This window comes from Roseovarius carneus (assembly GCF_020141465.1).
Classification (GTDB): Bacteria; Pseudomonadota; Alphaproteobacteria; order Rhodobacterales; family Rhodobacteraceae; genus Roseovarius; species Roseovarius carneus.
On the sequence record NZ_JAHSPD010000001.1, the window covers coordinates 2,610,949 to 2,637,402 of the forward strand.

Annotated in this window: 24 protein-coding genes; 7 read left to right on the top strand and 17 right to left on the bottom strand. The window is 62.3% G+C overall.

The features are described from left to right. Window positions 1–43: 43 nt before the first annotated feature. The 4 genes from KUD11_RS12955 to KUD11_RS12970 are packed head-to-tail and all read right to left on the bottom strand — an operon-like array spanning window position 44 to window position 3,102. Window positions 44–1,288, bottom strand: a complete 1,245-nt coding sequence (locus tag KUD11_RS12955; RefSeq protein WP_109384297.1) for a flavin-dependent oxidoreductase — start codon at window positions 1,286–1,288, stop codon at window positions 44–46. Then, window positions 1,285–1,797 carry a cupin domain-containing protein gene (locus tag KUD11_RS12960; protein ID WP_109384296.1) on the bottom strand — a complete coding sequence of 171 codons (513 nt, stop codon included), beginning with the start codon at window positions 1,795–1,797 and terminating at the stop codon, window positions 1,285–1,287. Before KUD11_RS12960 ends, KUD11_RS12955 begins: the two co-directional genes overlap by 4 nt. After that, window positions 1,794–2,651, bottom strand: coding sequence for an alpha/beta hydrolase (locus KUD11_RS12965; RefSeq protein WP_224380236.1), 858 nt, complete (start codon window positions 2,649–2,651; stop codon window positions 1,794–1,796). The genes KUD11_RS12960 and KUD11_RS12965 overlap by 4 nt, the downstream gene beginning before the upstream one ends. A gap of 7 nt (window positions 2,652–2,658) precedes the next feature. After that, entirely contained in the window at window positions 2,659–3,102 is a 444-nt protein-coding gene (locus KUD11_RS12970; RefSeq protein ID WP_109384295.1) for a cupin domain-containing protein, read from the bottom strand. Between the two features lie 141 nt (window positions 3,103–3,243). Between KUD11_RS12970 and KUD11_RS12975 the strand changes: the two genes are divergently transcribed. Then, window positions 3,244–3,759: an RNA polymerase sigma factor gene (locus tag KUD11_RS12975; protein WP_109384294.1), complete on the top strand. Its 516-nt coding sequence runs from the start codon at window positions 3,244–3,246 to the stop codon at window positions 3,757–3,759. Further along, entirely contained in the window at window positions 3,756–4,484 is a 729-nt protein-coding gene (locus KUD11_RS12980) for a hypothetical protein (protein WP_109384293.1), read from the top strand. Before KUD11_RS12975 ends, KUD11_RS12980 begins: the two co-directional genes overlap by 4 nt. Window positions 4,485–4,526: 42 nt before the next feature. Here KUD11_RS12980 and KUD11_RS12985 read toward each other — a convergent pair whose 3' ends face one another. The 5 genes from KUD11_RS12985 to KUD11_RS13005 form a co-directional block, all read right to left on the bottom strand. Next, the gene (locus KUD11_RS12985; RefSeq protein ID WP_219930169.1) at window positions 4,527–4,880 is read right to left on the bottom strand and encodes an aldehyde dehydrogenase; all 354 of its coding nucleotides are present in this window, start codon (window positions 4,878–4,880) and stop codon (window positions 4,527–4,529) included. A 73-nt stretch (window positions 4,881–4,953) separates the two neighbouring features. Further along, the gene (locus KUD11_RS12990) at window positions 4,954–6,243 is read right to left on the bottom strand and encodes a sulfite oxidase (RefSeq protein ID WP_109384292.1); all 1,290 of its coding nucleotides are present in this window, start codon (window positions 6,241–6,243) and stop codon (window positions 4,954–4,956) included. A gap of 123 nt (window positions 6,244–6,366) precedes the next feature. Further along, window positions 6,367–7,410 carry a lipocalin-like domain-containing protein gene (locus tag KUD11_RS12995; protein ID WP_109384291.1) on the bottom strand — a complete coding sequence of 348 codons (1,044 nt, stop codon included), beginning with the start codon at window positions 7,408–7,410 and terminating at the stop codon, window positions 6,367–6,369. Then, complete coding sequence (locus tag KUD11_RS13000; protein ID WP_109384290.1) at window positions 7,400–9,784, bottom strand: ABC transporter permease; 2,385 nt, start codon at window positions 9,782–9,784, stop codon at window positions 7,400–7,402. The genes KUD11_RS12995 and KUD11_RS13000 overlap by 11 nt, the downstream gene beginning before the upstream one ends. Beyond that, a complete protein-coding gene (locus tag KUD11_RS13005; protein ID WP_181375243.1) occupies window positions 9,781–10,437 on the bottom strand; it encodes an ABC transporter ATP-binding protein in 657 nt (218 codons plus the stop codon). The genes KUD11_RS13000 and KUD11_RS13005 overlap by 4 nt, the downstream gene beginning before the upstream one ends. Before the next feature lie 210 nt (window positions 10,438–10,647). Here KUD11_RS13005 and KUD11_RS13010 point away from each other — a divergent pair, with 210 nt between their 5' ends. The 3 genes from KUD11_RS13010 (at window position 10,648) to KUD11_RS13020 (ending at window position 14,932) form a co-directional block, all read left to right on the top strand. Then, window positions 10,648–11,667, top strand: a complete 1,020-nt coding sequence (locus tag KUD11_RS13010) for a putative 2-aminoethylphosphonate ABC transporter substrate-binding protein (protein ID WP_109384288.1) — start codon at window positions 10,648–10,650, stop codon at window positions 11,665–11,667. A 104-nt stretch (window positions 11,668–11,771) separates the two neighbouring features. After that, window positions 11,772–12,908: a putative 2-aminoethylphosphonate ABC transporter ATP-binding protein gene (locus tag KUD11_RS13015; RefSeq protein ID WP_109384287.1), complete on the top strand. Its 1,137-nt coding sequence runs from the start codon at window positions 11,772–11,774 to the stop codon at window positions 12,906–12,908. Then, entirely contained in the window at window positions 12,905–14,932 is a 2,028-nt protein-coding gene (locus KUD11_RS13020) for a putative 2-aminoethylphosphonate ABC transporter permease subunit (RefSeq protein ID WP_109384286.1), read from the top strand. The genes KUD11_RS13015 and KUD11_RS13020 overlap by 4 nt, the downstream gene beginning before the upstream one ends. Before the next feature lie 3 nt (window positions 14,933–14,935). Here KUD11_RS13020 and KUD11_RS13025 read toward each other — a convergent pair whose 3' ends face one another. The 6 genes from KUD11_RS13025 to KUD11_RS13050 are packed head-to-tail and all read right to left on the bottom strand — an operon-like array spanning window position 14,936 to window position 22,819. Continuing rightward, window positions 14,936–16,618: a Na/Pi cotransporter family protein gene (locus KUD11_RS13025; protein ID WP_109384285.1), complete on the bottom strand. Its 1,683-nt coding sequence runs from the start codon at window positions 16,616–16,618 to the stop codon at window positions 14,936–14,938. A 27-nt stretch (window positions 16,619–16,645) separates the two neighbouring features. Further along, entirely contained in the window at window positions 16,646–17,491 is an 846-nt protein-coding gene (locus tag KUD11_RS13030; RefSeq protein ID WP_181375242.1) for a DMT family transporter, read from the bottom strand. Next, window positions 17,488–18,834: a (R)-1-hydroxy-2-aminoethylphosphonate ammonia-lyase gene (gene pbfA, locus KUD11_RS13035; protein ID WP_109384284.1), complete on the bottom strand. Its 1,347-nt coding sequence runs from the start codon at window positions 18,832–18,834 to the stop codon at window positions 17,488–17,490. The genes KUD11_RS13030 and pbfA overlap by 4 nt, the downstream gene beginning before the upstream one ends. A gap of 56 nt (window positions 18,835–18,890) precedes the next feature. Continuing rightward, window positions 18,891–20,339 carry a phosphonoacetaldehyde dehydrogenase gene (phnY, locus tag KUD11_RS13040; RefSeq protein WP_109384283.1) on the bottom strand — a complete coding sequence of 483 codons (1,449 nt, stop codon included), beginning with the start codon at window positions 20,337–20,339 and terminating at the stop codon, window positions 18,891–18,893. Further along, complete coding sequence (gene phnA / locus KUD11_RS13045; RefSeq protein ID WP_109384282.1) at window positions 20,336–21,580, bottom strand: phosphonoacetate hydrolase; 1,245 nt, start codon at window positions 21,578–21,580, stop codon at window positions 20,336–20,338. Before phnA ends, phnY begins: the two co-directional genes overlap by 4 nt. Window positions 21,581–21,631: 51 nt before the next feature. Then, entirely contained in the window at window positions 21,632–22,819 is a 1,188-nt protein-coding gene (locus KUD11_RS13050) for a 2-aminoethylphosphonate--pyruvate transaminase (protein WP_109384281.1), read from the bottom strand. Window positions 22,820–22,939: 120 nt separating this feature from the next. Between KUD11_RS13050 and KUD11_RS13055 the strand changes: the two genes are divergently transcribed. Next, on the top strand, window positions 22,940–23,788 hold the full coding sequence (locus KUD11_RS13055) for a LysR substrate-binding domain-containing protein (protein ID WP_109384280.1): 849 nt from the start codon (window positions 22,940–22,942) through the stop codon (window positions 23,786–23,788). Between the two features lie 238 nt (window positions 23,789–24,026). Here KUD11_RS13055 and KUD11_RS13060 read toward each other — a convergent pair whose 3' ends face one another. Both KUD11_RS13060 and KUD11_RS13065 read right to left on the bottom strand, forming a co-directional pair. Next, on the bottom strand, window positions 24,027–24,764 hold the full coding sequence (locus KUD11_RS13060) for an RlmE family RNA methyltransferase (protein WP_109384279.1): 738 nt from the start codon (window positions 24,762–24,764) through the stop codon (window positions 24,027–24,029). After that, window positions 24,764–25,876 (bottom strand): Ppx/GppA phosphatase family protein, encoded by a 1,113-nt coding sequence (locus tag KUD11_RS13065; protein WP_109384278.1) that lies wholly within the window; start codon window positions 25,874–25,876, stop codon window positions 24,764–24,766. The genes KUD11_RS13060 and KUD11_RS13065 overlap by 1 nt, the downstream gene beginning before the upstream one ends. Window positions 25,877–26,139: 263 nt before the next feature. Between KUD11_RS13065 and KUD11_RS13070 the strand changes: the two genes are divergently transcribed. Next, window positions 26,140–26,436, top strand: coding sequence for a virulence factor (locus KUD11_RS13070; RefSeq protein WP_109384277.1), 297 nt, complete (start codon window positions 26,140–26,142; stop codon window positions 26,434–26,436). Window positions 26,437–26,454 lie beyond the last annotated feature (18 nt).

Genomic DNA, 26,454 nt, shown 5'->3' on the forward strand with positions numbered 1-26,454 from the left:
CGTCCGGTCCATTCTTTGGTGAATTGGCGCGCGGGTTCAACCGTTAACGTGGCTTTTGCGGTGTCTTCGCCGCAAACCCTGCGGTTTTCGCATAGCCCTTCACGATCGCCTCGCGCTCGGCATGGCTGAGCACGTCCTCCACATCGTCAAACCCGGCGGGGCTGCGCTTTTCCACCTCGTCGATCACACGCTCCGGCCCGCCTGCGCGGTTCATGCGGACGACCTCGGCGGTTTTGGGCAGCCGCTCAAGCTCGTATCGGTAAAGGGCCTCGCGCGGATGCTCGGACCGCGCCAGAAGATCGGCAAGGCAGCGCGCGTCAAGAATGGCCTGCGCCGAGCCGTTGGAGCCCACGGGATACATCGGATGCGCCGCATCGCCCAAAAGCGTGACGCGCCCATGGGTCCAGCGCGGCAGCGCATCGCGGTCCGCCATGGGATACTCGAAAATCGCATCACTCGCGCGGACCAGCGCCTCGATATCCATGCCCGGCACGTGAAACCGCTTGGCAAAGGGCAACACCTTGGACAAGGGCGCAGTCTTTGACCAGCTTTCGGGCGGCGGGGGCGAGACGCTGGCGTCGGCCATGCGGATATTCACGACCCAGTTCATAAGCTGCTTGCCATTCTCAGCCCGCGTAATCGGATAGAGCACAAGCTTGCCGCCCAAGCCCCCGGCGATGGCCATTGTCTCGCCATCCTCCCAGACGGGCCAGTCCACGGCCCCGCGCCACATCACCACGCCTTCCCAGCTGGGCCGCCCCTCACGCGGATAGAACTGCCTCCGCCCGGCGCTATGAATCCCGTCGGCGCAGATCAGAACCTCACCCCGGATCGTGCGCGAGGCAAGGCCATCGCGCGTGTCCTTGAAATAGGCCGTCACACCACCCTCATCCTGCACAAACCCCGACAGGCGCAGTCCCGTCAGCACGGCGTCCGCGCCCATCCGGTCGATCACGGCCTCGTAGAGCATCTTTTGCAGCCGCCCCCGGTGGATTGAGAATTGCGGATGCGCGTGGCCTGCATGGGTTCCGCGCAGCTCGCGCCAGACCTCTTGGCCCAAGCGATTGAGGTAGCGCAGCTCGCGCGTCCTGAGCCCGATCCTGTCGAGCTCAGGCAAAAGGCCCAGCGCCTCCAGCTCGGCAATGGAATGGGGCAATGTGTTGATGCCCACACCCACCTCGCGCACGGTCGCGGCCTGCTCGATCACCTGCGCCTTGATCCCGCGCTGGTGCAGCATCAGCGCGGTGGTCAGCCCGCCAATCCCTGCGCCCGCGATCAGGATGGTCATGTGGCGCCCTCGGCTGTATCCTGTGGTGCGTCCGCAGGTCCATCCGCCGCCCCATCCGCATCGGGCGGCGGCAGGAAATCAATCGCATGGGCCGCAGAGACCGCCACCACCTCGGCCACATTCGGTTCAGGCCCCATATTATTGATCTCCCAGAACAAGTCGTAAAGCCTGAGGGCGGGCGTCACCCAGAAAAGCGTCTTGATCGTCCGGTCGGAGTGGTTGAAAATCCCGTGCGGGATGCCGCGCGGCAGCTTCACCAGATCGCCCGGCTCGCCAATCATTTCCTGCCCGTCCAGCAGGAAATCAAACCGCCCTTCGAGGATATAGAGAAACTCGTCCTGCTCGGGGTGGATATGGGGCGGCACGAAGGTGCCGGGCGGCAGGGTCGCGTGCCATGTGAAGCAATCGTCGGTCAGCTGCTTGGGCACATAGGTCTGCCCGAGGATGTTCCATCGGATGCCCTCAAGGCTGTCTTGAGATTTCACGATCCCCGGCTGCATTTTGGTCATGTCCTATCCTCTCCTTCTGGCGCATCGCCCAGCCATGCCTTGGTGATCGGCGCGTGGGCATCTTTCAACCCCTCCAGCACGGTAAAGTGGTTATGCGTGCGGTCGATATGGAGGTGCACAGGCACGTCCAGCCCCGACCACATCATCGCCATAAGCCGTGCTTGGCGGATAAACTCAGGCCGCTCACCGCCGCCGACCCACACGGTCAGGGGGCTGGTCTGGCCAGGCATATGCAGCACCGCGCTTTCCAACCGCGCCTCCTCCACGTCCATCCGTAGGGTCTCATTCATCGTGGTGTGCAGCAAGGGCCGCAGATCATGCAGCCCGCTGATCGACAAGGTACTCTGGATACGGGCCTGCACGTCCGCTCCGAGCGGCGTATCCTCGCACAGCATCCGCGTCACCAGATGCCCCCCCGCGGAATGGCCCGCCAAACAGATCGGACCGGGCACATGGGCTGCCGCGTGGCTGATCGCCTGCCCGATCTCGGCGGTGATCTCGCGCACCCGCGCATCGGGCGTGAGCGTATAGCTCGGGATGCAGACGGCCCAGCCATTGGCGAGCGCTCCTTCCGCCAGATCGCTCCAATAAGATTTGTCGAGCCGCATCCAATAGCCGCCATGCACGAACACGGCGAGGCCCTTGGGCGTGCCCTCAGGGCGCAAAATATCGAGGACGTGCCGGGGTGCTTGCCCGTAAGGCACACCTTCCTCCAAACGCTCAGGCGGCAAGCCCGCGCGATATGTGGCAGCGCGCCCAGCCCAGAAGGCAGGCAACGCGTGGGAATTTTCCACATGCGCCATATTGGCGAAGGCATCGTCCCAATCTATTTTGGCCGCCATATCTTCGCTCACGCCCCGGTCACCTTGAGGCCTCGGGCGGTGGCAGGAAATCCACCTCATGAAGCGCCGAAATACGCACAAGCTCGGCGGGGTCCGTCACGCCATCAAGCTGCACAAAGAGATCATAGAGCTTGCGCGCGGGCGCCACGCCAAAAATGCACCGCGCCTCCGCGCCGGAGCGGTTGAAAATCCCATGCGCCTTGCCGCGCGGCATCTGCACCGTGTCCCCTGCTGCGGCGACACAAAGCACGGGGCCAAACTCCACCTCAAGCGTGCCGTGCAGGACATAGATCCACTCATCCTGATGCGGATGGATATGCGGCGGCACGAAGCTCTCTGCGGGCAAGGTCGCGTGCCAGACGAACGCCTCCTCGCTGAGCAGCTTGGGCACATAGGTCTGCCCCACCACGCTCCAGCTTTGGCCGTTCAGACCTGCCTCTGCTTTCACCACACCTGATTGCATATCCCATCCCCCGCTTGCGCCTGTAAGGGTTTGACACTGCAATGATCCGGCCCGAAGAGCCAGCCGGAAATCGAAAAGGCCGCGCGAGCGCTTGGGTGCAGGAAACCTTTGCGGTGCGAGATGTTTGCGTTAAGCAGAGCTATGGACAGTTTGTCACACCTCGAACATCTCCTGCCCGAGCTGCGCGCGTATGCGCGCGCCATCTGCACGCAGCAGAGCAACGCCGAGGACCTTGTGCAGGATGCGGTAGAACGCGCGCTCCGGGCTGCAAACCGCCCTACGCTTGTGGATGAGCTGCGCCCGTGGATGTTTCGCGTCATTCGCAACCTGCATTATGACGAGTTGCGAAAAAGGCGGGTGCGGCGGGAATATTTCACCTCCCAGAAACGTCTTTTGGATGAATTGGACACTGGCGCGGATACCGCGCGTGACGTAATGGTGCGCCTGCTCTTTGAGCGGTTGCCCGAGGACAAGCGCGAGGTTTTGTGCCTCGTCGATATAATGGGTTTGAAATACGTGGAAGCGGCAATGGTTATGGATGTTCCTGTCGGCACGGTGATGAGCCGGGTCAGCCGCGCGCGAGCCGCGCTTCTCGATTTGGTGAACCGGCCAGAGGTTCCGCTCAACCCTGCGGCGACGGGTGCGCGCAAGCCATGACCACTCTGAGCGATGAGGATTGGGAGCGCGTCAACGCGTTCCACGATGGCGCGCTTACGCCGCCCGAGGCGCAGGCCTTTGATCAGCGCCTTGCGGCGGAGCCTGCATTGGCCGCAGCACTTGCCGAGGTGGCCGGGCTGTCGCGGAGCCTCGCCGTCTTGCGCCCCGCGATTGTGGCCGAGCCTGTCAGCCCGCCGCCCCCCACGGCCCTGCCCACCCGCCGCTGGTGGATTGGTGGGGCGCTGGCGGCGTGTCTTGCGCTTGCCGTGGGTCTGGCGCTGCCCCAGCGTGGCCCTGCGAGCCTTCTGGATATCCACCACGCCTATCTCGCGCAGGAGTTTGACGTGACCCGCAGCGCGGCGTTCTATGTGGGCACCACGCCCAGCGCAGTGCAGCCGGACCTTACGGGCGGTAACCTCACCCCTGTGGCGCTGCGCACCATACCGGACGGGACAGTGGCCCACTATGCCGGGCGCAACGGTTGTCGGCTGTCGTATTTTCGGGGTAAGGGCACGCTCGGCCTGCCCGCGCAGGCGGCGGTTCAGGCATCGGTTTGGACCACACGCGACGGGGTGCAACATGCGCTGGTGGCGTCAGGCATGGATGTGCCCAAGTTTGACGCAATTGCCAGCTATCTACATCAGGTCACACGACAAAGGGCAATTGATCACCTCTATGCCGCCATGACAGACGCCACGCGAAATGCCAGCCCTTGTGTGGGCTGACACTCGCGTGGCTACAGGTCGGGAGCGTGGTTTGAGGCCGGCTTAGTTGCTCACGGGCGTCGGGAAATTCGGGCGATCCTCGTTATAATGCGCCGCGAGATAATCGAGGATCTCCGTGCGCTCGGGCTCGTCGATCTCCATCATCCCCTGCTCGTCAACCATCCAGACCAGAAGCTCGTCCCAATGATCGCGCGACAGGCCCTGCTGCGCGATGATCATTTCCGAATGGCAGGCGATGCAGTTATAGTAGGTGGACTCCACCCCCGGCGCGTCCAAAAGCAGGCCGAACTCGGCCTCTTCTTCAGTGCTGGATTGCGCGGTGGCGGGGACAGCGCCAAGGGCGAAAAGCGCGCCTGTGGTCACGAGGCAAAGCGCTCGCAATGGTGCAAATGTCATAGTGTGTTCCTTGAGATTGGATGGTCAGGGCGGTCCCGCATAGACCGCCCTTTCATTGGCTTTTGCGCAGGGCTTACCCGACGCGCAGACCAACCCGGTGCATGGTATTGTTGAGATAACCCTTGGCGTTCCAATCAATCGCGAAGGGCTGCATCTCGCCCTCGCTGTCGATTGCGCGCGCCCAGACCTCGTAATACCCCGCTTGCGGGAAGGTCACGTTCGCACGCCAATTCTGCCAGGCACCGTCATTGACGGGCGCATCAAGCTCCGCATCCATCCATGTCTTGCCGAAATCCTTCGACAGCTCGACCTTGGTAATAGAGCGGTCCCCGGCCCACGCATGGCCGCGCACTTCCGTGCCCATTTCCGCAAGGTCGGTGCCATTGGCCGGGAAGGTCACAAGCGATTTCACGGGCATCCGCTCCATGATCACCCAATCCTCTTCCGGGATATCCTGCCCCGGCTCCACCGGATAGGCAGGCACCTTGTAGGATGTGCCGGTCATCTTGGCCCCATCATGCACCACATCGCGCAGCTCGATCCGGGTCAGCCATTTTTGCGAGCATGAGCCCGGCCATCCCGGCACCACCAAACGCAAGGGGGCGCCGTTCATCGGGTGAAGCGCCTCGCCGTTCATCTCGAATGCGATGAGGATGTTATCGGTCAGCGCCTTGTCGATGGGCAGGCCGCGCGACAGCGGGCTTTTCTCCGGATCGCCAGACAGGTGGATATCCGCGCCATAATGCGCCGTGTAGACCACGTTCGATTGCACGCCCGCCTTCTCCAGCACGTCCTTGAGGCGCACACCCGTCCATTCCGAGCAGGCAATCGCGCCATAGGTCCATTGATTGCCCTTGGCGGGCGGATCGAAGAACGCACGCCCGTTGCCACCACATTCCAGCGCCAGCGCACGGGTGACCACTTCGAATTGCTCGCGCAAATCGGCGATGGTCAGCTCCATCGGAGTGTCGGTGAACCCGTCGATGGTCAGCGTCCATGTGGAGGCGTCCATATCATCGGGCAGAAGGCCGTTGTTGCGGATGAAGTGCCGCTCCGTGGGCGTAATCGCATCGTCCAGATTTTCGGGCGGTGTTTCGGCATTGACCGGACGGTCATTGAGCAGCGTAAGCCCGTCCTTGCCCGCAAGCGGATTGTCCTGTGCGGTGGCTGCGGGCACAAAGCCGTGGGGCAAGTTGGCCCCAAACGGAATGGACGTGCCAACGATTGCGGCGATAGACGCCAGAGAAGTGTTTTGCAGGAATTTGCGTCGGTCCGGGCGGGACACTCCACCCTTGTCGCCAGCCTCGATTTGACCGTTTTCTCCCGAAACGGCCTCGATCTTTGTAAAGTCGTCTTTCGCCATTGTTTCCTCCCTAGGCTGCAAATGCGGCTTGCTTGACGCAAACCTTCATTAGGGAAGAGACGTTTGGGGGTTCGGGTTTATTCCGCCTGCGCGCAGAATTGATTTGCCTGACCCGCGCCCCGCTTAGTCATACCCGGTCATCTCAAGGTATCCGCGCCCCGTATGGCTGCCCGTGATGGCCACAGGCCCCTCCCAATAGGGGATCGCGAGGTCCATCCAGGCGCTGGGGTTGAGCGCCTCTACCCTCACATCCACGCCACGCTCGGGCAGGCGGACCTGCCATGTGGTGGGCACCTCGCGCCCCGCGACTTGGGTTGTCTCAAGCGGTGTCGCAGCGAAGGCCCCGTCCGGAAAAGCCGTTGTCGTACCATCTGGTGCGATCCATGTGGCGGCGCTGAAATCGGCGTCATCTGTTTGTCTGAGTTGAAAGCCCATCATCTTCGCCCCATCCTCAAAAGACAGCGAGAACCAGTCCCAGCCTGATTGCCGCTCCGACAAAGGCTGCGACGACCATTCACGGTCGAGCCACCCAGCCCCCGTGACGTCAATATCGCCTGAGGGCAAAGTCAACGTGCCTGAAATGTCATAAAAGGGCTGCGAGTAGTAATAACTCGCCTGCCCTTCGCTGGATTTGACCGAAAAGCCCTTGTCGCCATGGAAAACAAGAGGGCCTTGGGCGGTTAAGTCCATGTCATAGGCAAACTCCGCACCGCCCGCACGCAGCGAGAGCGTGTCGAAATCCGGGCCCTCCAGCGACCACTCGTCGATCCATGCGCGAAACGGCGCGGCCTCGGCCCCCGCCTGCCCAATCCCGCCGCGCGCGAAACGTTCGGTCGCAAAATGCGCCTCGGGCGTGGTGACGGCGGCATGGGCGAACCAGATCTGCGGCGAGGCCCAGCCCTCGGCCTCCCCCGGTGCGAGCGCGGTGCGAAAAAGCGTCCATTGCAACCCGTAAGGCGTGCCATCCGGGCCGCTGAGATTGGCGGTGAGATACCACCATTCGATGCGGTAATCGGGATGGGGTCCGTGATCCGCAGGAAAGCTGAAGGACGGGTTCGGCGCGGGCACGGCAAAATCCGCGCCAGCCTCGGTGCCGAGGCCAGAGAATCCTTGGGACTGCGCCGAAAAGGGCAAAAGCAAAAGGATAGCGGCCAGTCTAACGTTCATTTGCAAACACCTTCAGCAACATGGAGGGCGGCGTGCACATGAGCCGCAAGGCGGGCCACGCGGCGGCCAACCCGGCAGCGATCAGCGCGTAAAGACCCAGCCAGAGATAATCGAACGGGAAGAGGAACATCGGCAATTGCCAGCCAAACGCCTCCACATTCACGATGCTCAGAAGCACCCAAGCCAGCGCCAGACCCACGGGGATCGCGCAAACAAAAACCACCACGGTAAGCGCCATTGCGCGCACGAGTTCCAACTGCCCCAGCTTTCGCCGCGTGAGGCCCATCGCCCAGACCGGGGCAAGCTGTGGCACGCGCAGATCGGCCAGCGTGAGAAGGCTCATGAGGATGGCAAACCCGGCCACACCCAAGGTCAGCACATTGAGCGCGGCTGTGACGGTGAATGTACGCTCGAATACCTCAAGCGACATCGCTTTGATCGCGGCCTGATTGATGAACGCACTTTGGGGGATTCCAAGCTCTTCCTCGATCTCGCGACGGAGTGCGTCTGCGTCTTGCGTGCGGATGCCGAACTGGGCCGCATAAACCTTGGGGTGGAGCATGGAAAACACGGCGTCAGACACGATCACCTGCCCTTGCGGGTTGCCATAATCACCCACCACAGCGCCGATGGGCAGGCGCAGATCTGGCGTGACCTGCACCGTGTCGCCCACCCAAAGATCGCCGCGCCGGGCAAGCTGTTCGTTCACCACCACCGCCTCGCCCGCCGCCACGCGGTCCCACACGTCGGGGCTTTCGTCCAGAAAGGCCCAGTTCTCGCGATAGGTGGGCCCGACGCGGACACCGTAAAGGCGCGTGGGCTGCCCCTCGATCTGCGCGGGCCGCGACATAAGCGGCAGGGCCTCGATCCGCTGCGCCGCGAAATAGCTGTCGAGCGCCGCGCTTTGCGCTGCGCTCTCGACCCGTATGAAAAGCTCGGGCGCGAGACGTTGATCCAGAAATCCGGTAAAGGTAAGCCGGAAGCTCGACACCATCGTGGAGACGCCGATATTGGCCGAGACCGCCAGAAGAAGTGCCATGAGCGCAAGGCTCAGCCCCGGCAATTGCTGGCGCGTATCAGCCCAGAACCATGCCGCGACCGGGGCGTGCGCGCGCCGCTCCATCCAAGACAGCGCCCACGCCGCCAGCGCGGGCAGGACCAGTGCCGCCCCGATGAGCAGACACCCCAAAAGGGCAAACCCCGCGATCAGCCCATCGCCCAGAAGCGCTAAAATTCCCGCCGCTGACAAGAGCGCGATGGCCACCCATGTTTGCGCGCGAAACCGCCCGGCCCCGGCCATGACCCAGGCGCGCGGGCGCACCGAGGCCAGAAGCGGCATGCGCGCGATCTGCCAGATGCGCCCGGCAAGCGCCACCGCCGCCCCGAGCATCGCCAGCAAGAACCCCGACAGCCACCATTCGGACCGCAATTGCAGCGTGCCGGAGATCTGTGCGCCGTAAAGCCCCTCAAGCGTGGCGGCCACATCCGGGATCAAGAGCGCCGCAATCAGATAGCCCAGCACGATGCCAAGGGCGGCCCCAAAGGCCGCAAGCACCAGCATCTCGGCGGTAATGAGCACAATGAGTGTCCGCAAAGGCACGCCAAGCGAGCGCAGCGTGCGGATCATGCCGCGCCGCTGCTCAAAGGCCAGCCCAATGGTGCTGTGCACGATGAAAAGGCCCACGGCAAAGCTCAGCAGGCCAAAGGCGCGCAGGTTAAGGTGGAAACTGTCGGTCAGCTGCGCGACATCGGCCACTTGTTGTGAGGGCTGCACGATGAGGTCTGGTGCGACCTCTGCGAGGGGCACCTGCAAGAGCGGCTGTTCGGGCAACACAATGAGCCGGGTCAAATCCGTGCGCCCCAAAAGCGCCTGCACCGCACCGACATCCCCGATGGCCACCCCCGGCGCGATACCTGCATCGACGGTGATCTCATTACCAATCCCGTCCATCTGCCGAAGTCGCGCTGCCGTCTCGGCATTCGCAAAGAGCCGCCCCGACTGGCCAAAACTCACCGCCTCATCGAGCGCCGCCACCGCCCCAAGCCCCGTGGGCGAGGTCAGCGGATCAATCCCCACCAGCCGCACATCGCCGCGCTCCACATCTATGACGGGCGAGACAATCCAGCCCGCGCCGCGCAGCGCCAGATAAGTCTCCTGTCCGATGCTGCCGCCCTGCCGGGGAATGATCTGATCATACTGCCCCTCCCCAAGGGTCGTGGCGGCGGCATCATAGCTCGCGCGCGCCTCCGAGTTGATCGCCTCCACCCCCGACCAAAGCGCCGTGGCGAGCGCGAGCCCTGCAAGGTAGGCGAAGAGCTGAACCGGATTGCGCACCCAATGGGACAGAAGTGCGCGCAGGCAGACGCGGATCACGTCAATTGCCCGCCAATGAGATGCAACTCGCGGTCCATCCGCGCCGCCACGCTGGGCGAGTGGGTGACCAGCATCAGCGCCGCATCGGTTTGCGCAACAAGCCTGAGCATCTCGTCCAGCACACGGGCGGCGGTGCCTTCATCGAGATTGCCCGTCGGCTCATCGGCCAGCATCAGCTTGGGCTTGGCGGCAAGGGCGCGGGCGATGGCCACGCGCTGCTGCTGTCCACCGCTGAGGGCTTCGGGATATTTATGCATCTGATCGCCCAGGCCAAGCGCGTCCGTCAGGCCATCTATATAGGATTGGTCCGCAGATCCCGAGAGCGCGGCCTGAAACGAAATATTGCCCGCCACACTCAGCGAGGGGATAAGGTTGAACTGCTGAAACACCAGCGCAATATCGTTCCGGCGCACCATTGCGCGTGCGCCCTCATCCATCTGCGCAAGGTCTTGGCCCAGAACGCGCACCGCCCCCGCATCCGGAAACTCAAGCCCCGCCGCGATGTGCAGGACCGTGCTCTTGCCACTGCCCGATTCCCCGGTCAATGCAAGGGTTTGCCCCGCCTTGAGGCTGAAACTCACTCCCTGCAAAACGGGCACGCACCCATCGCTGTCAGTGTAGGACTTTTCGACAGATTCAAGCTCAAGCAACATCACACACTCCTGTTGCTCTCCTACCTAATGCATGCAGCCCCGCCTGCGCAAACCATGTGCTTTTCTCTCACCCCCCCCCTATAAGTATAGCCTATGGGGTTAGCAGAAATATCAATTGGGCTTGCGCTCATTATCTGACAAAATACAAAAATCTATCACGTAAAGAGGCTAACAAAAGCCCGTTACACATTCCCCAGGAGAGGATTTAACATGACCACACTGAAAAAGGCCCTGACCAGCGTTGCCGCCTTGGCGCTGAGCACGGCCGCTGCTCTGGCCGAGACTGAACTGACCGTCTACACCGCGATTGAGGCCGAAGATCTGGCGCGCTACGCCGAAACGTTCAACGCCACCCATCCCGACATCAAAGTGAACTGGGTTCGCGATTCTACCGGCGTCATCACAGCCAAGCTGCTGGCCGAGCGTGACAATCCGCAGGCCGATGTGGTCTGGGGCCTTGCCGCCACATCGCTTCTCCTGCTGAAATCCGAAGGGATGCTTGAGGCCTATGCGCCGGTTGGTGTGGAAAACCTCGACCCGAAATTCGTCGACAAAAGCGACCCGCCCGCATGGGTCGGCATGGATGCGTGGGTCGCCTCGATCTGCTTCAACACGGTTGAGGCCGAAAAGCTGGGCATCACCGCACCGACATCGTGGCAGGACCTGACGGACCCGCAATACAAAGGCCATGTGATCATGCCCAATCCGGCCTCGTCTGGCACGGGCTTCCTGGACGTCTCAAGCTGGCTTCAGATCTTTGGCGAGGACGAGGGCTGGGCCTATATGGACGCGCTGCATGAAAATATCGCGCGCTACACCCATTCAGGCTCCGCACCGTGCAAACTTGCCGCCTCAGGTGAGACCGTCGTGGGCGTGTCATTCGCCTTCCGCGGTGCCAAGTCCAAGGCCGCAGGCGCGCCGATCGACATCATCGTGCCCTCTGAGGGCGTCGGCTGGGACATGGAGGCCACGGCCATCATCGCAGGCACCGATGATCTGGAAGCGGCACAAAAGCTGGTCGATTTCACCGTCACCAAGGAAGCCAACGAGATGTATAACGTGGGCTATGCGGTCGTCGCCTATCCCGGCGTGGCAAAGCCTGTGGAATTCTTCCCCGAAGGCCTGCTTGATGCGATGATCGACAATGATTTCGAGTTCGCGGCCAACAACCGCGCCGATATCCTCAAAGAGTGGCAGAGCCGCTATGACGGGAAATCTGACGCGCAATAAGCGTCTGATCTCTATGAAAGAGCGCCTCAGCGGGGCGCTCTTTCCCTCTCCCTGCCTTCCCTCACAGCCGCGCGGCACCCGCGCTTCAAAAGGATATTGCCCCCGTGACGCCCACAGGACCCGAGCCCTATCTCAAAGTAACCAACCTGTGGAAAGCCTTTGGCAAATTCCTGGCACTGAAGGATGTATCTCTCGATATTTTTGAGGGCGAGCTGGTCTGTTTTCTCGGCCCCTCGGGCTGTGGCAAGACCACGCTGCTGCGCGCCATTGCCGGGCTGGACCTGCAAACCAAAGGCGGCGTGAGCCAAGGCGGGAAGGACGTGTCCAACCTGCCCCCGTCCGAGCGCGATTTCGGCATCGTCTTTCAATCCTACGCGCTGTTCCCGAACCTCACCATTGAGAAAAACGTGGCCTTCGGCCTGGAGAATACCGGCCGTTCCCGGTCCGAGATCATCGCCCGCGTGACCGAGCTTTTGAGCCTTGTCGGGCTGGAGGATCAGCGCCGCAAATACCCCGCACAGCTTTCGGGCGGCCAACAGCAGCGTATCGCCCTTGCGCGCGCCATTGCGACCAATCCGGGCCTCTTGCTTCTGGACGAGCCCTTGTCGGCGCTTGACGCCAAAGTGCGCGTGCATCTGCGCCACGAGATCAAAGAGCTTCAGCGCCAGTTGGGCGTGACCACCGTGATGGTGACACATGATCAGGAAGAGGCGCTGGCCATGGCCGACCGCATCGTCGTGATGAAGGACGGCGTGATTGAGCAGGTCGGCACGCCCACGGAAGTCTACCGCGCGCCGCAGACACTTTTCGTGGCGGATTTCATTGGTGAGATGAACCAGTTCCCCGCCACCGCCGGGTCGGGCGACACTATCGTCATCGGCGGCGGCGCGATGCAATCCCTGCCCCATGAGTTTGCCGAAGGCGAGGAAATCCTTGCCGCGATCCGTCCGGAGGATGTGATTCCGCATGGCGATGAGACAAATATGCTCGGCTCTGACGATGTGGTGGAGACGCCTGAGAATTGCCTTGAGGTGGTGATTGCAGAGATGGAGTTCCTCGGATCTTTCTGGCGCAGCCGCTTGAGGCATGCCCGCTTCGGCGATGGGGATCTGATCGCGGATTTGTCGATCAACGCCGTGCGCCGTTTCAGCCTTGAAACCGGCAGCAAGCTGACGGTTGAGTTGCCCCGCAACCGTCTGATGGCCTTTGCGCGTCCCGAGACGGCAGAGGCCCCGGAATGACCGCCGCTCCCGACACGCCCGATCTCAGCACCCTGCCGCCCGGCCCCAAGCTGCGTCCAAAGCTCTCGCGCGACGATATCATCATGCGCGGCTCGATGATCATTATCGGGCTCTACCTCGTGGCCACGCTGGTCTTTCCACTCTATGCGATGCTGTCGAAATCCTTCTCGACCTTCACCTACAACCTCTCGGCTTACGAGGTGCAGGTGAGCGATGAGGCGGGCGTGAACTTCTCCGATCCGGTGACATTTGCCGAGCTTGACGCGCTGTACGGCGTACTGGACGAAGGCGATCTGATCGCAGGCTCAGACGGGCGCCTTGGTGCGGCACAGTTCTTTCCGGATTTCAGCTTCCGAAGCCCCGTCAATTACCGCATCCGCAACCTCTCGCCCGAGGGGCGCTACCTCATCGGCTCCGATCTGGAAAGCTCCCTCGACTGGGTTGAGCTGGATAGCAACACGTTCCGCCGGGTGCAGTTACGGCCCGAACAATCCTTCGGGTTTGGTAATTTCCAGACCTATTTCAGCACGCCGGCGCTATCGAATTCGATCAAGAATTCGGTCTTCATCGCCACGGTCAGCACGATCATCACCGTCACGCTCGCCTTCTGGTTCGCCTTCGCGCTCAACCGCTCCTGCATGCGCTTCAAGGGGGTGTTTCGCCTGATTGCGATGGCCCCGATCCTTGTGCCGTCGCTCTTGCCGGGTATCGCGCTGGTCTATCTTTTCGGCAATCAGGGGATGCTGAAGGAGCTTCTTTTCGGGGCCAGCATTTACGGCCCTATCGGGATCATCATCGGCTCGGTGTTTTTCACCTTCCCGCATGCCTTCCTGATTATCTCCACCGCCCTGTCGATCTCGGACGCGCGGCTCTATGAGGCCGCAACCTCCCTGCGCGCCTCGCCCTGGCGCACCTTCTGGACGGTGACCATCCCCGGCGCGCGCTATGGTCTTGTGTCGGCGGCGTTCGTGGTCTTCAACCTCGTGATCACCGATTTTGGCCTGCCCAAGGTGATCGGCGGGCAATACAACGTGCTGGCCGTCGATATCTATAAACAGGTCATCGGACAGCAAAACTTCCAGATGGGTGCGGTTGTGTCGGTCGTGCTGGTGCTGCCCGCGATCGTGGCCTTCGCCATCGACCGTTTCGTGCAGAGCAAGCAAGTGGCGCTCCTCTCGGCCCGCTCAGTGCCTTACGAGGCCAAACCTAACAGAAAGGCCGATTGGGTCCTCTTTGGGTATTCCTGCCTGATCGGTATTTTCATCATCGGCATGCTGGCCGTGTGCCAATTCGCGGCACTGGTGAAATTCTGGCCCTATGACCTCAGCTTCAGCCTCAACAATTATGACTTCAACCGCATGGATGGCGGCGGTTGGGCGGCTTATTTCAACTCGATCAAGATGGCGCTTTTGACCGCCGTGATCGGCACTGCGGTGATTTTCTTCGGGGCCTATCTGGTGGAAAAATCCAACGGGTTCAAAACTGGCCGTTCGATTTTTCAGATGTTCGCGATGCTCCCCATGGCCATTCCGGGCATGGTGCTGGGCCTTGCTTACATCTTCTTCTTCAACAACCCCGAGAACCCGCTCAATGCGATCTACGGCACGATGACCATCCTTGTCGTCTGCACGATCACCCACTTCTACACGGTCTCGCACCTCACCGCCTCCACCGCCCTGCAACAGATGGACCGTGAGTTCGAATCTGTCTCCTCCTCGCTCAAACAGCCCACGCTGAAGCTCTTTGGCCGGGTGACGGTGCCGGTCTGTATGCCCGCCATTCTGGACATCTCAATCTATATGTTCGTGAACGCTATGACGACCGTTTCGGCGGTGGTGTTTCTCTATGCACCCGCCACCGCGCTGGCCTCTATCGCGGTGCTGAACATGGATGATGCGGGCGATATCGCCCCGGCGGCGGCAATGGGCATGATGATCTTCTACACAAACGCAGTGGCACGGATCATTCACCTCATCGCCTCACGCGGCATCCTCGGGCGCACGCAGGCCTGGCGGCAACGGTAGCAATCAGCGCTGCCGGATCTCGATATCGTCGATATCCTGATCGATGAGACGCGTCTCCAGAAGCTGCCCGCCGCGGTGCAGGATCGGATAGGCCGCAGAGGCGAGGTAGCTGTTGAAATCACGCAGGCTGCTCGCGGTCTCCAGATGGATATCGCTTGAATCGAAGCTGATCTGGACGCCTTCGCTCAGCCGTTTAAGATGCCGCTTGCGGCTTTTGCGTTCAAGCCGCGCCATCTCCTGCTTTTCCTCCAGCAAGAGCCGCGCCGATTCCAGATCGTCCGAGACCAACAGATTGCACGCAAGCGTCATGTTTGCCTCGGTCTGCTCGTGCATATGCGAAATCTCGGCCTGCCCTCCAGCGGAAAACTTAATGCCCTTCTCGTACTTTTCGCGCGCCAGCGGGATGAGCCGCTTGGCCACGATATCGCCCGCCGCCTCAATGGCGATGGCATATTCCGTCAGCTCGCGCAGGCGTTTGGCCTCGCCCTTCGGCAGGTCTTCGGTGCGGATCGCGGCGGCATAGCGGCGGATATCATCGAGCGCCATGTTGACGAAGCGATCCTCGGCGATGGCGGCGCGCGCGCGGACGGGATCATAGGTGTCAAAAAGCGTCAGCACGGGCTGCATCATCCCTTGGGTCATCTGCACCATGCGCAAGACCTCGCGGCGCAGCGTGGCCAGCGCCAGATGCGGATGCTCCAGCGCCGCCTGATCCAGCACCGAACGATGCAGCGGCGATTGCGCCTCGGCAGACTCGGGCGCATCGGGCAATATCCGCAGGAAGGGCCGTTCCAGCCAGTGCACCACAACGAGCAGGATTAGGAGCGTGGCATTGAAGAGAATATGCGCATTGATCAACCCTTGCGCCGATCCGGGCGCGCCCAGCATCGGCACCAGATCAAGACGCAGCACCGCGTAGAGTGCAAGCATCGCCCCTGCCCCGCGCAACATCAGATTGGCCAACGGCACCCGCCGCGCGGCAGGCACCATCGCGCGGGTGAGCCACACGGGGATCATCGCGCTCCCGAGGTTCGCACCCAGCACCAGAGACACGCCCGCACCAACCGGGATCGCACCCACCTGCACCAGCGTCACACACATCAAGATTGCCGCCACGCTGGAATGCATCACGAAGGCCAGAGCGGCCCCCACGATGAACGCCGTGATCGGATCAGCGGCAAGGTATCCGGCCACAGCTGGCAGGAAGCTGCTGTCTTGAATAGGCTCCATCGTCTCGCGCAGGAAGCGCAGCGAGATAAGGATAAACGCGATGCCGAGGATGATCCGGCCAAACTGGCGTGGGCGGCGTTGGGAGGCCTTAACAAACAGCCCACCCCCCACAGCCAGAAGCACCGGCACGAGCCAGTCCAGCTTGAACGAGAACACCTGAATGAGCAGCGCCGAGCCCAGATCTGCCCCCAGCACCACCGCCAGCCCCGCCCCAAAGCTGAGCGCACCCGCTGCCGAGAACCCCGCCACCAAAAGCGCCACAGCCGCGGAACTTTGCAAGACAATTGCCATCGCCAGCCCCGCGCTCGCGCCACGCACCGGGTTGCGGCTCTGCGTCAGAACCCGTTGAAAAGAGGCGCCAAACGCACGCTCGATCCCCGTGCGCACCATGCGCACGGCAAAGAGTAAGAGCATCGTTGCCCCGGCAAGCTGAATCAGAAATGAAACGATCAGCATATGATATTTCGGGCCCGCGCTATCATCTCAACTTCCTTCAAATCCGGCGATCAGCGCGATGCCAACCCCCACAAAAACCGACGCCGCGATGCGCCCCCGTTTCGGCCCCTCGGTGAACCACCACACCCCGATCAGGGCCGCAAAGATCACCGATGTCTCGCGCAGCGCCGACACGACCCCCAACGGGGCCATCGTCTTGGCCACCAGCACCAGCGCATAGGCCGCCGAGGATACGACACCGCCAAAGATCCCGAGCGCCACGCTGCGCATCGGCAGCGCCCGCATCCGCGCCCACTTCGTGCCCATCACATAGGCCACGACAAACCCCTCCAGCACAAAGAGCCAGCCGATATAGCCCCAAACGCTCTGTGCGCCCCGCACGCCAATCCCGTCAACCAGCGAATAGCTCGCGATCGACAGCGCCACGCCCCCGGCGGCAGCAAACCCCACCAGCGGCATGGCCCCAGCCCGCCCCTGCATGGCCAGCGCCATGATTCCGCCCGAGACGGCCAGGATGCCGATCCAAGCCGCCAGTGGCAGCACTTCGCCCGCCCAGACCTGCGCACCGACTGCGATCAAAATGGGCGAAAGCCCCCGCGCGATCGGATAGACCACGCTCAAATCGCCCACCCTGTAGGCCGTATTCAAGAGCGCGTAATAGGCCCAATGGATCACCGTCGAGGCGATGAGATAAGGCACCGCCCCCGCCCCCGGCGCACCTGCGAAAATCAGCACGACCACCCCGAAGATAACATGGCCAAACGCAATGAGGCCCAACATCACCGCCTTGTCGCCCGCCCCTTTGACGATGGCATTCCACAGCGCATGCAGGAACGCGGCGAACAAAACCAGGCAAAAGACCCAAAGACTCAAGGCGCGCAGGCCCGCACGGACCGCTCCACAATGCCAAGCGCCGCGTCCAGATCCCTCTCGGCAATCACCAACGGGGGTGACAGCGTCAGGACATTCCCGGCAGATATCTTGAAGCTCAAACCTTCCGCAAGACACGTGTAATAAATCGCCTCGGCCAATGCAGGGGCTGGCGTGCGTGCATCCCGGTCGCTGACAATCTCAACCCCCATCATCAGGCCGCGCCCGCGGATATCGCCCACATTGGGATGCGCACCAAGGCTCTGTTGCAGCCGCACCATCGCCACCTCGCCCAACCGTGCGGCGCGCTCCACCAGCCCCTCGTCTTCGATAATCTCAATCGTGGTCAGAGCCGCACGCGCCGTCACCGGGTTCTTTTCATGGGTGTAATGCCCAATCGCAAAATCCCCCGCGACATCCAGATCAGCCCGCGCCAGAACCGCCGCAATCGGCAGGATGCCCCCGCCCAGCGCTTTGCCCAACACCGCGATATCCGGCACCACGCCGTCATGCTCAAACCCAAACATGCGCCCCGTCTTGCCCAGCCCGGTAGGTATCTCATCCATAATCAAAAGCGCACCATGCTTATGACACGCCTCCCGCACCGCCTGCCAATATCCCGGCGGAGGCACCACAGGCACCGCCCGCATCGGCTCGGCCACCACAGCGGCCACATCGCCCTCGCGGGCCAGAACATACTCAACCATGGAGGCACAGGCCAAGCCGCAAGCCTCCGGCCCCGGATGCCCGTACGCACAATGATAGCAATGAAACGGCGCGACATGCTCGGACCCCGGAAGCAAAGGCCCGGCAATGTGGCTACGAAACGTTGCCTCTCCACCCACCGAGGCGGCCCCAAAGCCCGCACCATGAAACGCGTCCCAAAAGCTCAGCGTCTTGAACCGCCCCGTGGCCGCGCGCGCCAGCCGCATCGCCACCTCAACCGCATCCGATCCTCCGGTCGTGAACAGAACCTTGCTCAACTCCCCCGGCGCAATCGTTGCCAGCTTCTCAGCCAACGCCACAGACACATCATTGGTAAACCGGCGCGGTGAAAATGGCAGCCGATCCAGCTGATCCTTCACCGCCGCCACAAGGCGCGGATGCCCGTATCCGATATGATGCACCGAGTTGCCATGGAAATCCATGTAGCGCCGCCCGGCCACATCCTCGATCCAGATGCCTTCGGCCTTCGCAATTGTCGCCACACAAGGCGAGGACAGCGATTGGTGCAAAAACGCCCCAGCATCGCGCGCCAACAAATCGCGCGCAGCCTCGTCCCCCTCGCGCGCAGACCATGCGGCGCGCGCAGCACTGGTATTGGCCTCGCCCTCGGTATGCTGCATTGCGCTCCTGCTTTCTTCTTAGCCTAAATACTCACCTTGCCCCGGACCGACAAACATCACTCCGGCCATGGCAGGGAGTATGTCTTCACATTGGTGAAGAATTTCATCGCCTCGATCACGCCCTCTTTGACACCGTTGCCGCTGTCCTTGATACCGCCAAAAGGCGACATCTCGATGCGGTAGCCGGGTTGCTCCCAGATGTTGCAGGTGCCCACGTTCAGCCCATTGATATAGGCAATCGCGCGGTTGAGATCGTTGGTGCAGACACCTGAGCTCAAGCCAAATTCCGTCCCGTTGGAGATCCGCATCACTTCGGCGTCATCATCGGGCACGCGCACGATGGGAATGATCGGGCCAAAAGTTTCTTCCATCACCAGCTCCGACTCGTGCGGCACATGATCCACCACGATGGGCGGCAGCAAAGCCCCCTCACGGCCCGGATGATAAAGTATCTGTGCCCCCGCCGCCTCGGCCATGAACACGCGACGCTCAAAAAGCTCCGCCGCCTGGGCGTGGATCACGCAGCCAAGCTCGGTCTCGGGATCTTGCGGATCGCCGAATTTGATCCGCTGCGCCTTTTCCAGCACCAGCGACACGAAGATATCCGCCACGCTTTCCTGCACCAAAATTCGCTTGATCGCGGTGCAGCGCTGGCCCGAGTTCCCCGTAGCCCCCGCCACCGCAATCGTCGCCGCGCGGTCCAGATCGGTCTCCGACAAATCATTGCAGATGATCAGCGGATCGTTCCCACCCAGCTCCAGCGCCTGCCGCTTGTAGCCGGCCTTGCTCGCGATCATCTTGCCCACGGGAACCCCGCCGGTGAAGGTGATGATGTCGATATTGTCATTGGTGATCATCTCGTCACCAATGTCCGCGGGCAGGCCTGTCACGACCTGAAACATCTCGGGCGGAAGTCCCGCCTCATAGAGGATATCGGCCAGCGCGATACAAGTCAGCGGCGTCAGCTCCGTGGGCTTGCACACCATGCAATTGTTGGTGGCAATCGACGGCGCGATCTTGTGGCTGACCATGTTGAGCGGGTGGTTGAACGGCGTGATCGCCGAGATCGCGCGCACTGGCTCGCGCTTGGTGTAGATCTTGCGCGCCTTGCCATTATGCGTGAGATCACAGGAGAAAATCTCGCCGTCGTCGTTCATGGATTGCATCGCGGCAAACTGGTAGACGTCCTGCGCGCGCTTGGTCTCGTAGATCGCGTGCTGGTGACAAATCCCGAGCTCCAGCGTCAGCCATTTCGCGAGATACTCCCGCTTCTCGCCAATCAATTCGCCCGCGCGGGTCAGGATCTGGCTGCGCTCATACCGCGTGAGCTTTGCTTGATAAGCCGCTGCAATCCCAAACGCTTTTGCCGCATGCTCCGCTGTGCCCGCAGGCACGGTGCCGATCACCTCATCGGTGTAGGGATAGCGCACCTCGACGACCTTGTCGGTAAAGACAACCTCGCCTCCAATGCGCATGCCCTCATGGCGGATCTCCTGCCCGCTCATAGCGCCGCCGCCGTTGCGGCATAGAAGAACGCATCAAAGTTGCGCAGCTCGGGCTGGTTTGGCAGGTCGATCACCCGGTTCACGATGAAGGGCACTTCCTGCTCGGTCAGGCCCCCGTGACTGCGCAGAGGCTCGTTGAGGGCTGCAAGGTCATGGCGATGCTCGGATGTGCCAAGGGTCATGTTCTCTGTCGAGATCATCACGATATCACCGATCCGGTCGCCCGGAAGCTCAAACCGCGCCACCGCGTCAGCCTTGTTCATAACGTCTAGGATTTCATCGCGCGCAGCCAGCCGCTTGATGATGTCTGCCGCATCCGCGCCCTCGGGCAGATAGGCCGTGGCAAAGCTGCCCAGCGCGCCGTGGTGCACAACATAAGGATCGGTGATGGGCAGGATCACGCGGGCGGCGTCCTTGCCCAGCCATTCATCCATCAGGTCTTGCACGTAGATCACTTTGGGCTCGCCCGCTTCGTCATGCTTGGGCTTCATCCCGTGATCCGCCGTGACCACGATGGCCGCACCCAGCGCGTCCAGCTCGGCCAGGTATTTGTCGAACATGGCGTAGAAATCCTTCGCGCCCTGCTGATGCGGCGCGAATTTGTGCTGCACATAGTCGGTGGTCGAGAGATACATCACATCCGGTGCCCACTCCTTGAGGATTTTCACACCGGCGGCGAACACGAACTCCGACAGCTCGGCGGAGTAGACCTCCGGCACGTCCATACCCAACCACTCGCTGGCCCGGTCAATGCCGTGCTCGGCCACGGTGGTGTTGGCGGACCGCTCGCTTGAGAACGCAATCGCGCGGTCCTCGTCGAAGTGCAGCCCCGCCCCCAGAAGCGCGCGCAGCTTGTCCTTTGCGGTGACCACAGCGACCCGCGCACCCGCCTCATAGAATTTGGAGAAGATCGTCGGCGCGCGCAGGAAGCGCACATCGTTCATCATCACCTCGGTCTGGGTCTCGGGATCGTAGAGAAAGTTGCCACAGATGCCATGCACAGACGGCGGCCGCCCGGTGGCGATCGACATGTTGTTGGGGTTGGTAAAGCTTGGGATCACCGAATGGGCCAGCCTGTCAGTACCCTCCGCCCGCATCCGTTTTAACGTGGGCATCAGGCCCTCGGCAATGGCCACCTCAAGGTATTCCGGCTCACACCCGTCAAGGCAGATCGCGATGGCGCAGGTTTTGGGGGCCGGGTATGTGCGGTCATTTGCGGTGACCGGGGATGTGATGGGCATAGGGGTGTCCTTTTGGAATAAACGTCTGTCTCAGGCTGTTCGGCTACCGCGTCAAGCGGCGAGTTTCTTGCGCTCTTCCAGCGCTTTGGCGGGCGGCGCGGCAGAGACCACGCCCATCTCTGTAAGAGTGTCGCGTGCCGCATCCGTCACGGCGCGCATCACATATTCGTCCATCTGGCCGATACAGCCAATGCGGAAACTGTCCACCACGGTCAGCTTGCCGGGGTAGATGATGAACCCGCGCGCCTTCATCGCGTCATAGAAGGTGGCAAAGTCGAACGCCGGATCGGCGGGGCAGAAAAACGTCACGATAATGGGGCTGAGCCAGCGGTCGGCCAGAAGTGTTTCGAACCCAAGGGCGCGCATCCCGTCCACCATGGTATCACGGTTTTTCGCGTACCGCGCGCCGCGTGCGGCCACGCCGCCCTCGGCCTTGTGCGCGCGCAGCGCCTCAAGGAAGGCCGCGACCACATGGGTGGGTGGCGTAAAGCGCCATTGCCCGGTTTTCTCCATCGCGGCCCATTGCGCATGGATATCAAGGCTGAGCGAATGACAATTGCCCTTAGCGCTCTCAAGCGCCGTCTTGCGTGCGATGACGAAGCCGAAGCCCGGCACGCCCTCGATACATTTGTTGGCCGACGAGACCATGGCAGTATAACCGATTGTCTCGGCCTCCAGCGGGATTGCGCCAAAGGCCGACATGCTGTCGATCAGCACAGCGCGCCCGGCGGCATGGGCGGCGGCGGCGATCTCTTCCACGGGGTTGAGGATGCCGGAGCTTGTCTCGCAATGGATGATCAGCACATGGGTGATCGCAGGATCCTCGGCAAGGATCGCGGCCACTTCGTCACCACGCGGTGGCATATAATCGCCCTTGTCCAAAAGGCGATAGGCGCGTCCCAACACCTCCATCGTCTGTGCTGCGCGCTGGCCATAAGCGCCGTTCGACAGCACCAGCACCTTGCCGTCCTTGGGCACAAACGTGCCCAGCATCGCCTCCACGAGGTAGCTGCCCGAGCCTTGGATCGGCACGCAATCATAGGCGTCCGACCCTGGCCCGATCAGATCAAGAAGGCCGCTGCGCATCTCCCGCGTCATGGCGCGGAAATCTTCGTCCCAGCTGCCCCAATCACGTAGCATGGCCTGCTTGACCGCATAGGATGTGGTCAATGGTCCCGGCGTGAGCAGATAGGGCTCGCCCATCTCTGGGGCAGGAAGGGGGGCGGGGGTGGACGACATGGCGCGCGCTCCTCAGATGGCGTGTATGACGCCTTTCTATGCCGTACGCACCCATATGAAAAATTACTATTTGCAATAGGTCTAGAGGCTGCGCTTATACTTGGCCAAAAGGAGCCCAACATGCGTTATAGCCAGATCCGCGCCTTTCACCATGTCGCCATCCATGGCGGCTTTTCACGCGCCGCAGAGGCGCTGTCGCTCACGCAGCCTGCGGTCTCCGAACAGGTGCGCAAGCTGGAGGTGGATCACGATGTGTTGCTCTTTGATCGCGGCCAGCGGCAAGTCACCCTGACGCAAGCAGGCGCGCAGCTTTTGATCTGCACCAAGAAGCTTTTCGAGGTGGAGGATGAGATTACAGAAGTCCTCAGCGAGGGGCGCACGGCCCTTGAGGGGCGGCTCAGGATCATCGCCGATAGCGCGTTTCACCTCACCACCCGCTTGCGCGCCTTTCGGCAGCGGCATCCAGGCGTCTTTATCTCCCTGCGCACCGGCAATACGGCCCAGATCACCCGCGCCTTGCGCAGCTATGACGCGGAGATCGGCGTGGTCGGCGCGAAAGGTCCCGGCGCCGATATGCTGACCCGCGATCTGGGCACCTCACCCATCGTGGCCTTTGCCGCCCACAGCCTCGCCTTGCCTGCCGCCATGACCTTCGCCGAGATCGCGGCCTACCCCCTCGTGTTCCGCGAGGAAGGCTCCAAAACACGGCAGGAGGTCGAGCGCGCGGCCGCCGACGCGGGCCTTCCCCTCACCCCCGCAATTGAGGCCACGGGGCGCGAGGCGGTGCGCGAGGTGGTGGCGGAAGGCGCAGGTATCGGGTTCGTGTCGCGTGCGGAGTTCGGCCATGACGACCGTCTCGCGCAGATCGAGATCACCGATAGCGACCTCACCATGACCGAAACGCTGATTTGCCTGCGCCAACGCCGCGATGTGCGCCTCATTCGAAGCTTCATGGAGATGGACGGCTGACAGGCCCGCGCCGCAAACGCGCCACGATCCGGGCATAAAATTGGGCCAATGGCAGGGTATCCGGGCCGCTACCGCACCGTAATGAGGCCCCTATGCCGCGCCATGCCCGCCTGTTTGAATTGATCCGCCAGCAAAACCGCGCCACAGACGTGGCCGCACGCCTCGGGGGCGCACCGCTTGATGATACTACGCTGACAAAGATTGCCCAGCGCGCGGCGGAATCGTGGACAAAACTCTGTTAAGGCGTTTCGTCGTCTAGAGCGCCACGGAACCCGGTTGCCACCACGAATTTTTCCGAGCTGTCGGCCCGGCTGCTGGGCGGCTTGACGTTCGCCACTTTGGTAAAGCGCTTTTTCAGAAGCTTCTGAAGATCACCCTCCGCCCCGCCCGCAAGTACCTTGGACACGAAGGTGCCCCCCTCTTCAAGCACGTCAAACGCGAAATATGCGGCCGCCTCGCAAAGCGATATGATGCGCAGATGGTCCGTCTGCTTGTGCCCCGAGGAGGACGCGGCCATGTCAGAGAGCACCACATCCGCCTTGCCGTTCAGCCAGAGTTTCACCTGATCATCGGCCCCTTCATCCATGAAATCGAGCACATGAAGCTCCACGCCCGCAATCGGCTCCATCTCCTGCAAATCCACACCGAGAATGCGCCCCACCGCCTTGCCCTTCTTATCACCCAGCGCATTGACACGCGGCACCGCCACCTGACACCACCCACCGGGGGCCGCCCCCAGGTCGACGATCCGTGCGCCCGGCACGAGAAAGCGGAACTTGTCGTCAAGCTCCATGATCTTGAAAGCAGCGCGGCCCCGGTAGCCCTCGTTGCGGGCGCGGGTGACGTAAGGATCGTTGAGCTGGCGTTGCAGCCAGCGTGTGGACGAAGCCCGCCGCCCGCGCGCCGATTTCACGCGGATCGTGAGGTCACGTTGCCCGCGCCCCGATGTGTTTTTCCCGTCCGGTCCCTTGGCCATCAGTCTTCCTCATCCTCCAGCACGCCGTCCGCCGACATCTGGGCATATAACATCCCCTCGCGCAGGCCCCGATCCGCCACCGAAAGCTGATCTGTCGGCCAACAGCGCAAGAGCGCCTGCAAGATCGCAGCGCCTGACATGATAAGCGCCTGACGGTCAAGGCCAATGCGCGGATCATTGCGCCGCCCTGTGGGCCCGAGGGCGAGGTAATGCCGGATCACCTTGTCGATCTCGTCAGACGTCATGCAGAGCCCGTCCACCCGGTTGCGGTCGTATCGCTTCAGACCAAGATGGGAGGCCGCGACCGTGGTGACCGTGCCGGAGGTGCCGACGATCTGAAACCCCGCGCGCTTTTGTTCTTGCTTGTAGGGCGCGAATTCCGCGAGGTTTTCCTCAAAGAACCAGCTCATCAGCGCAAAGCGCGCGCCGTCATCCTCAACGTCCTGAAACTGATCGCGCAGGGTGGCCACGCCCAAAGGCACCGAGATCCAATCCACCACCTTGGCGCGCGGCACATCATCCGCATCCACATGAAAGCCACCATGCAAGCGCATGATCGCACCACGCCGCGCGTCTTGGGGCACATCGCGCAGGTCGATCCACACAAGCTCGGTCGAGCCGCCGCCGATATCGACCACCAAAAGCTGCTCGGTCTGCTTTGCCACCAATGGCGCGCAGCTGACCACGGCCAGTTGCGCCTCCTCCAGCGGGCTGATCACATCAAGCTTCAGCCCCGTCTCGCGCTTCACCCGCGCCATGAAGGCCGCGCCATTGGCCGCCCGGCGCGTGGCCTCGGTGGCCACCAGTTGCATCCGGCGCACTTTGTGACGGCGCAGCTTTTGCTGACACACGCGCAGCGCCTGAATGGTGCGCCCGATAGAGGCTTTGCTCAGATTGCCCGTCCGCTCCAGACCGGCCCCCAGCTGCACAGATTTAGAGAAGCTGTCCACAACACGGAAAGACGCGCCACGCGGCTCGGCAATCAGCATTCGGCAACTGTTCGTACCCAGATCGAGCGCCGCATAAAGCGGGGCGCGGCTGGGCGGCTTCGGCGCGGGGCTCTCAACCGTATCAGGGAACGCGCCCGCACCTTCGGGACGCTTGGGCGTCATATTGATACGCCCTCCATTTCGAGTTCTCCCAACGGTATGGGCATCCGCGCCCATACGCAAGCTCTGGCGGGATTGCGCGGCCCCCCGCACCGGGCCGTGGGTCGTATTTCGGCAATTTGACCGGGGGGAGCCCCGGCACTACGGTTCTCCCAAGTCGCGCAGCATCGGCGTTCTGTCGGAATTGGAACCTGCCCGCGCCCCGCGCTGCATTAGACAGGGCGAAAGGCGGACCGAAACACACAGGCTTGAGGGAATCACGAACCATGGTGGATGTCACAATCGTTTACTGGCGCGATATTCCCGCGCAGGTCATCGTCGGCAAGGGCCGACGCGGCGCAAAAAAGCAGCTGAGCGAGCGGTTCGAGCAGGCGATTGACCGTGCCGCCATGAAAACTGGCGCGGCTGGCACGGATGATTATCTGGCTGAATGGCGCAAAGCCGCCCCCTATACCGTAGAGGGCGATGCGGAAGCCGTGGTCGAGGCCGAGGCCGCGCGCATCGAAGCCGAATATGACCGTGACAAGCTCAAGGCGCTGATCGCCAATGACGGGCGGGCGTAACGCCATTGGGCCGCTCAA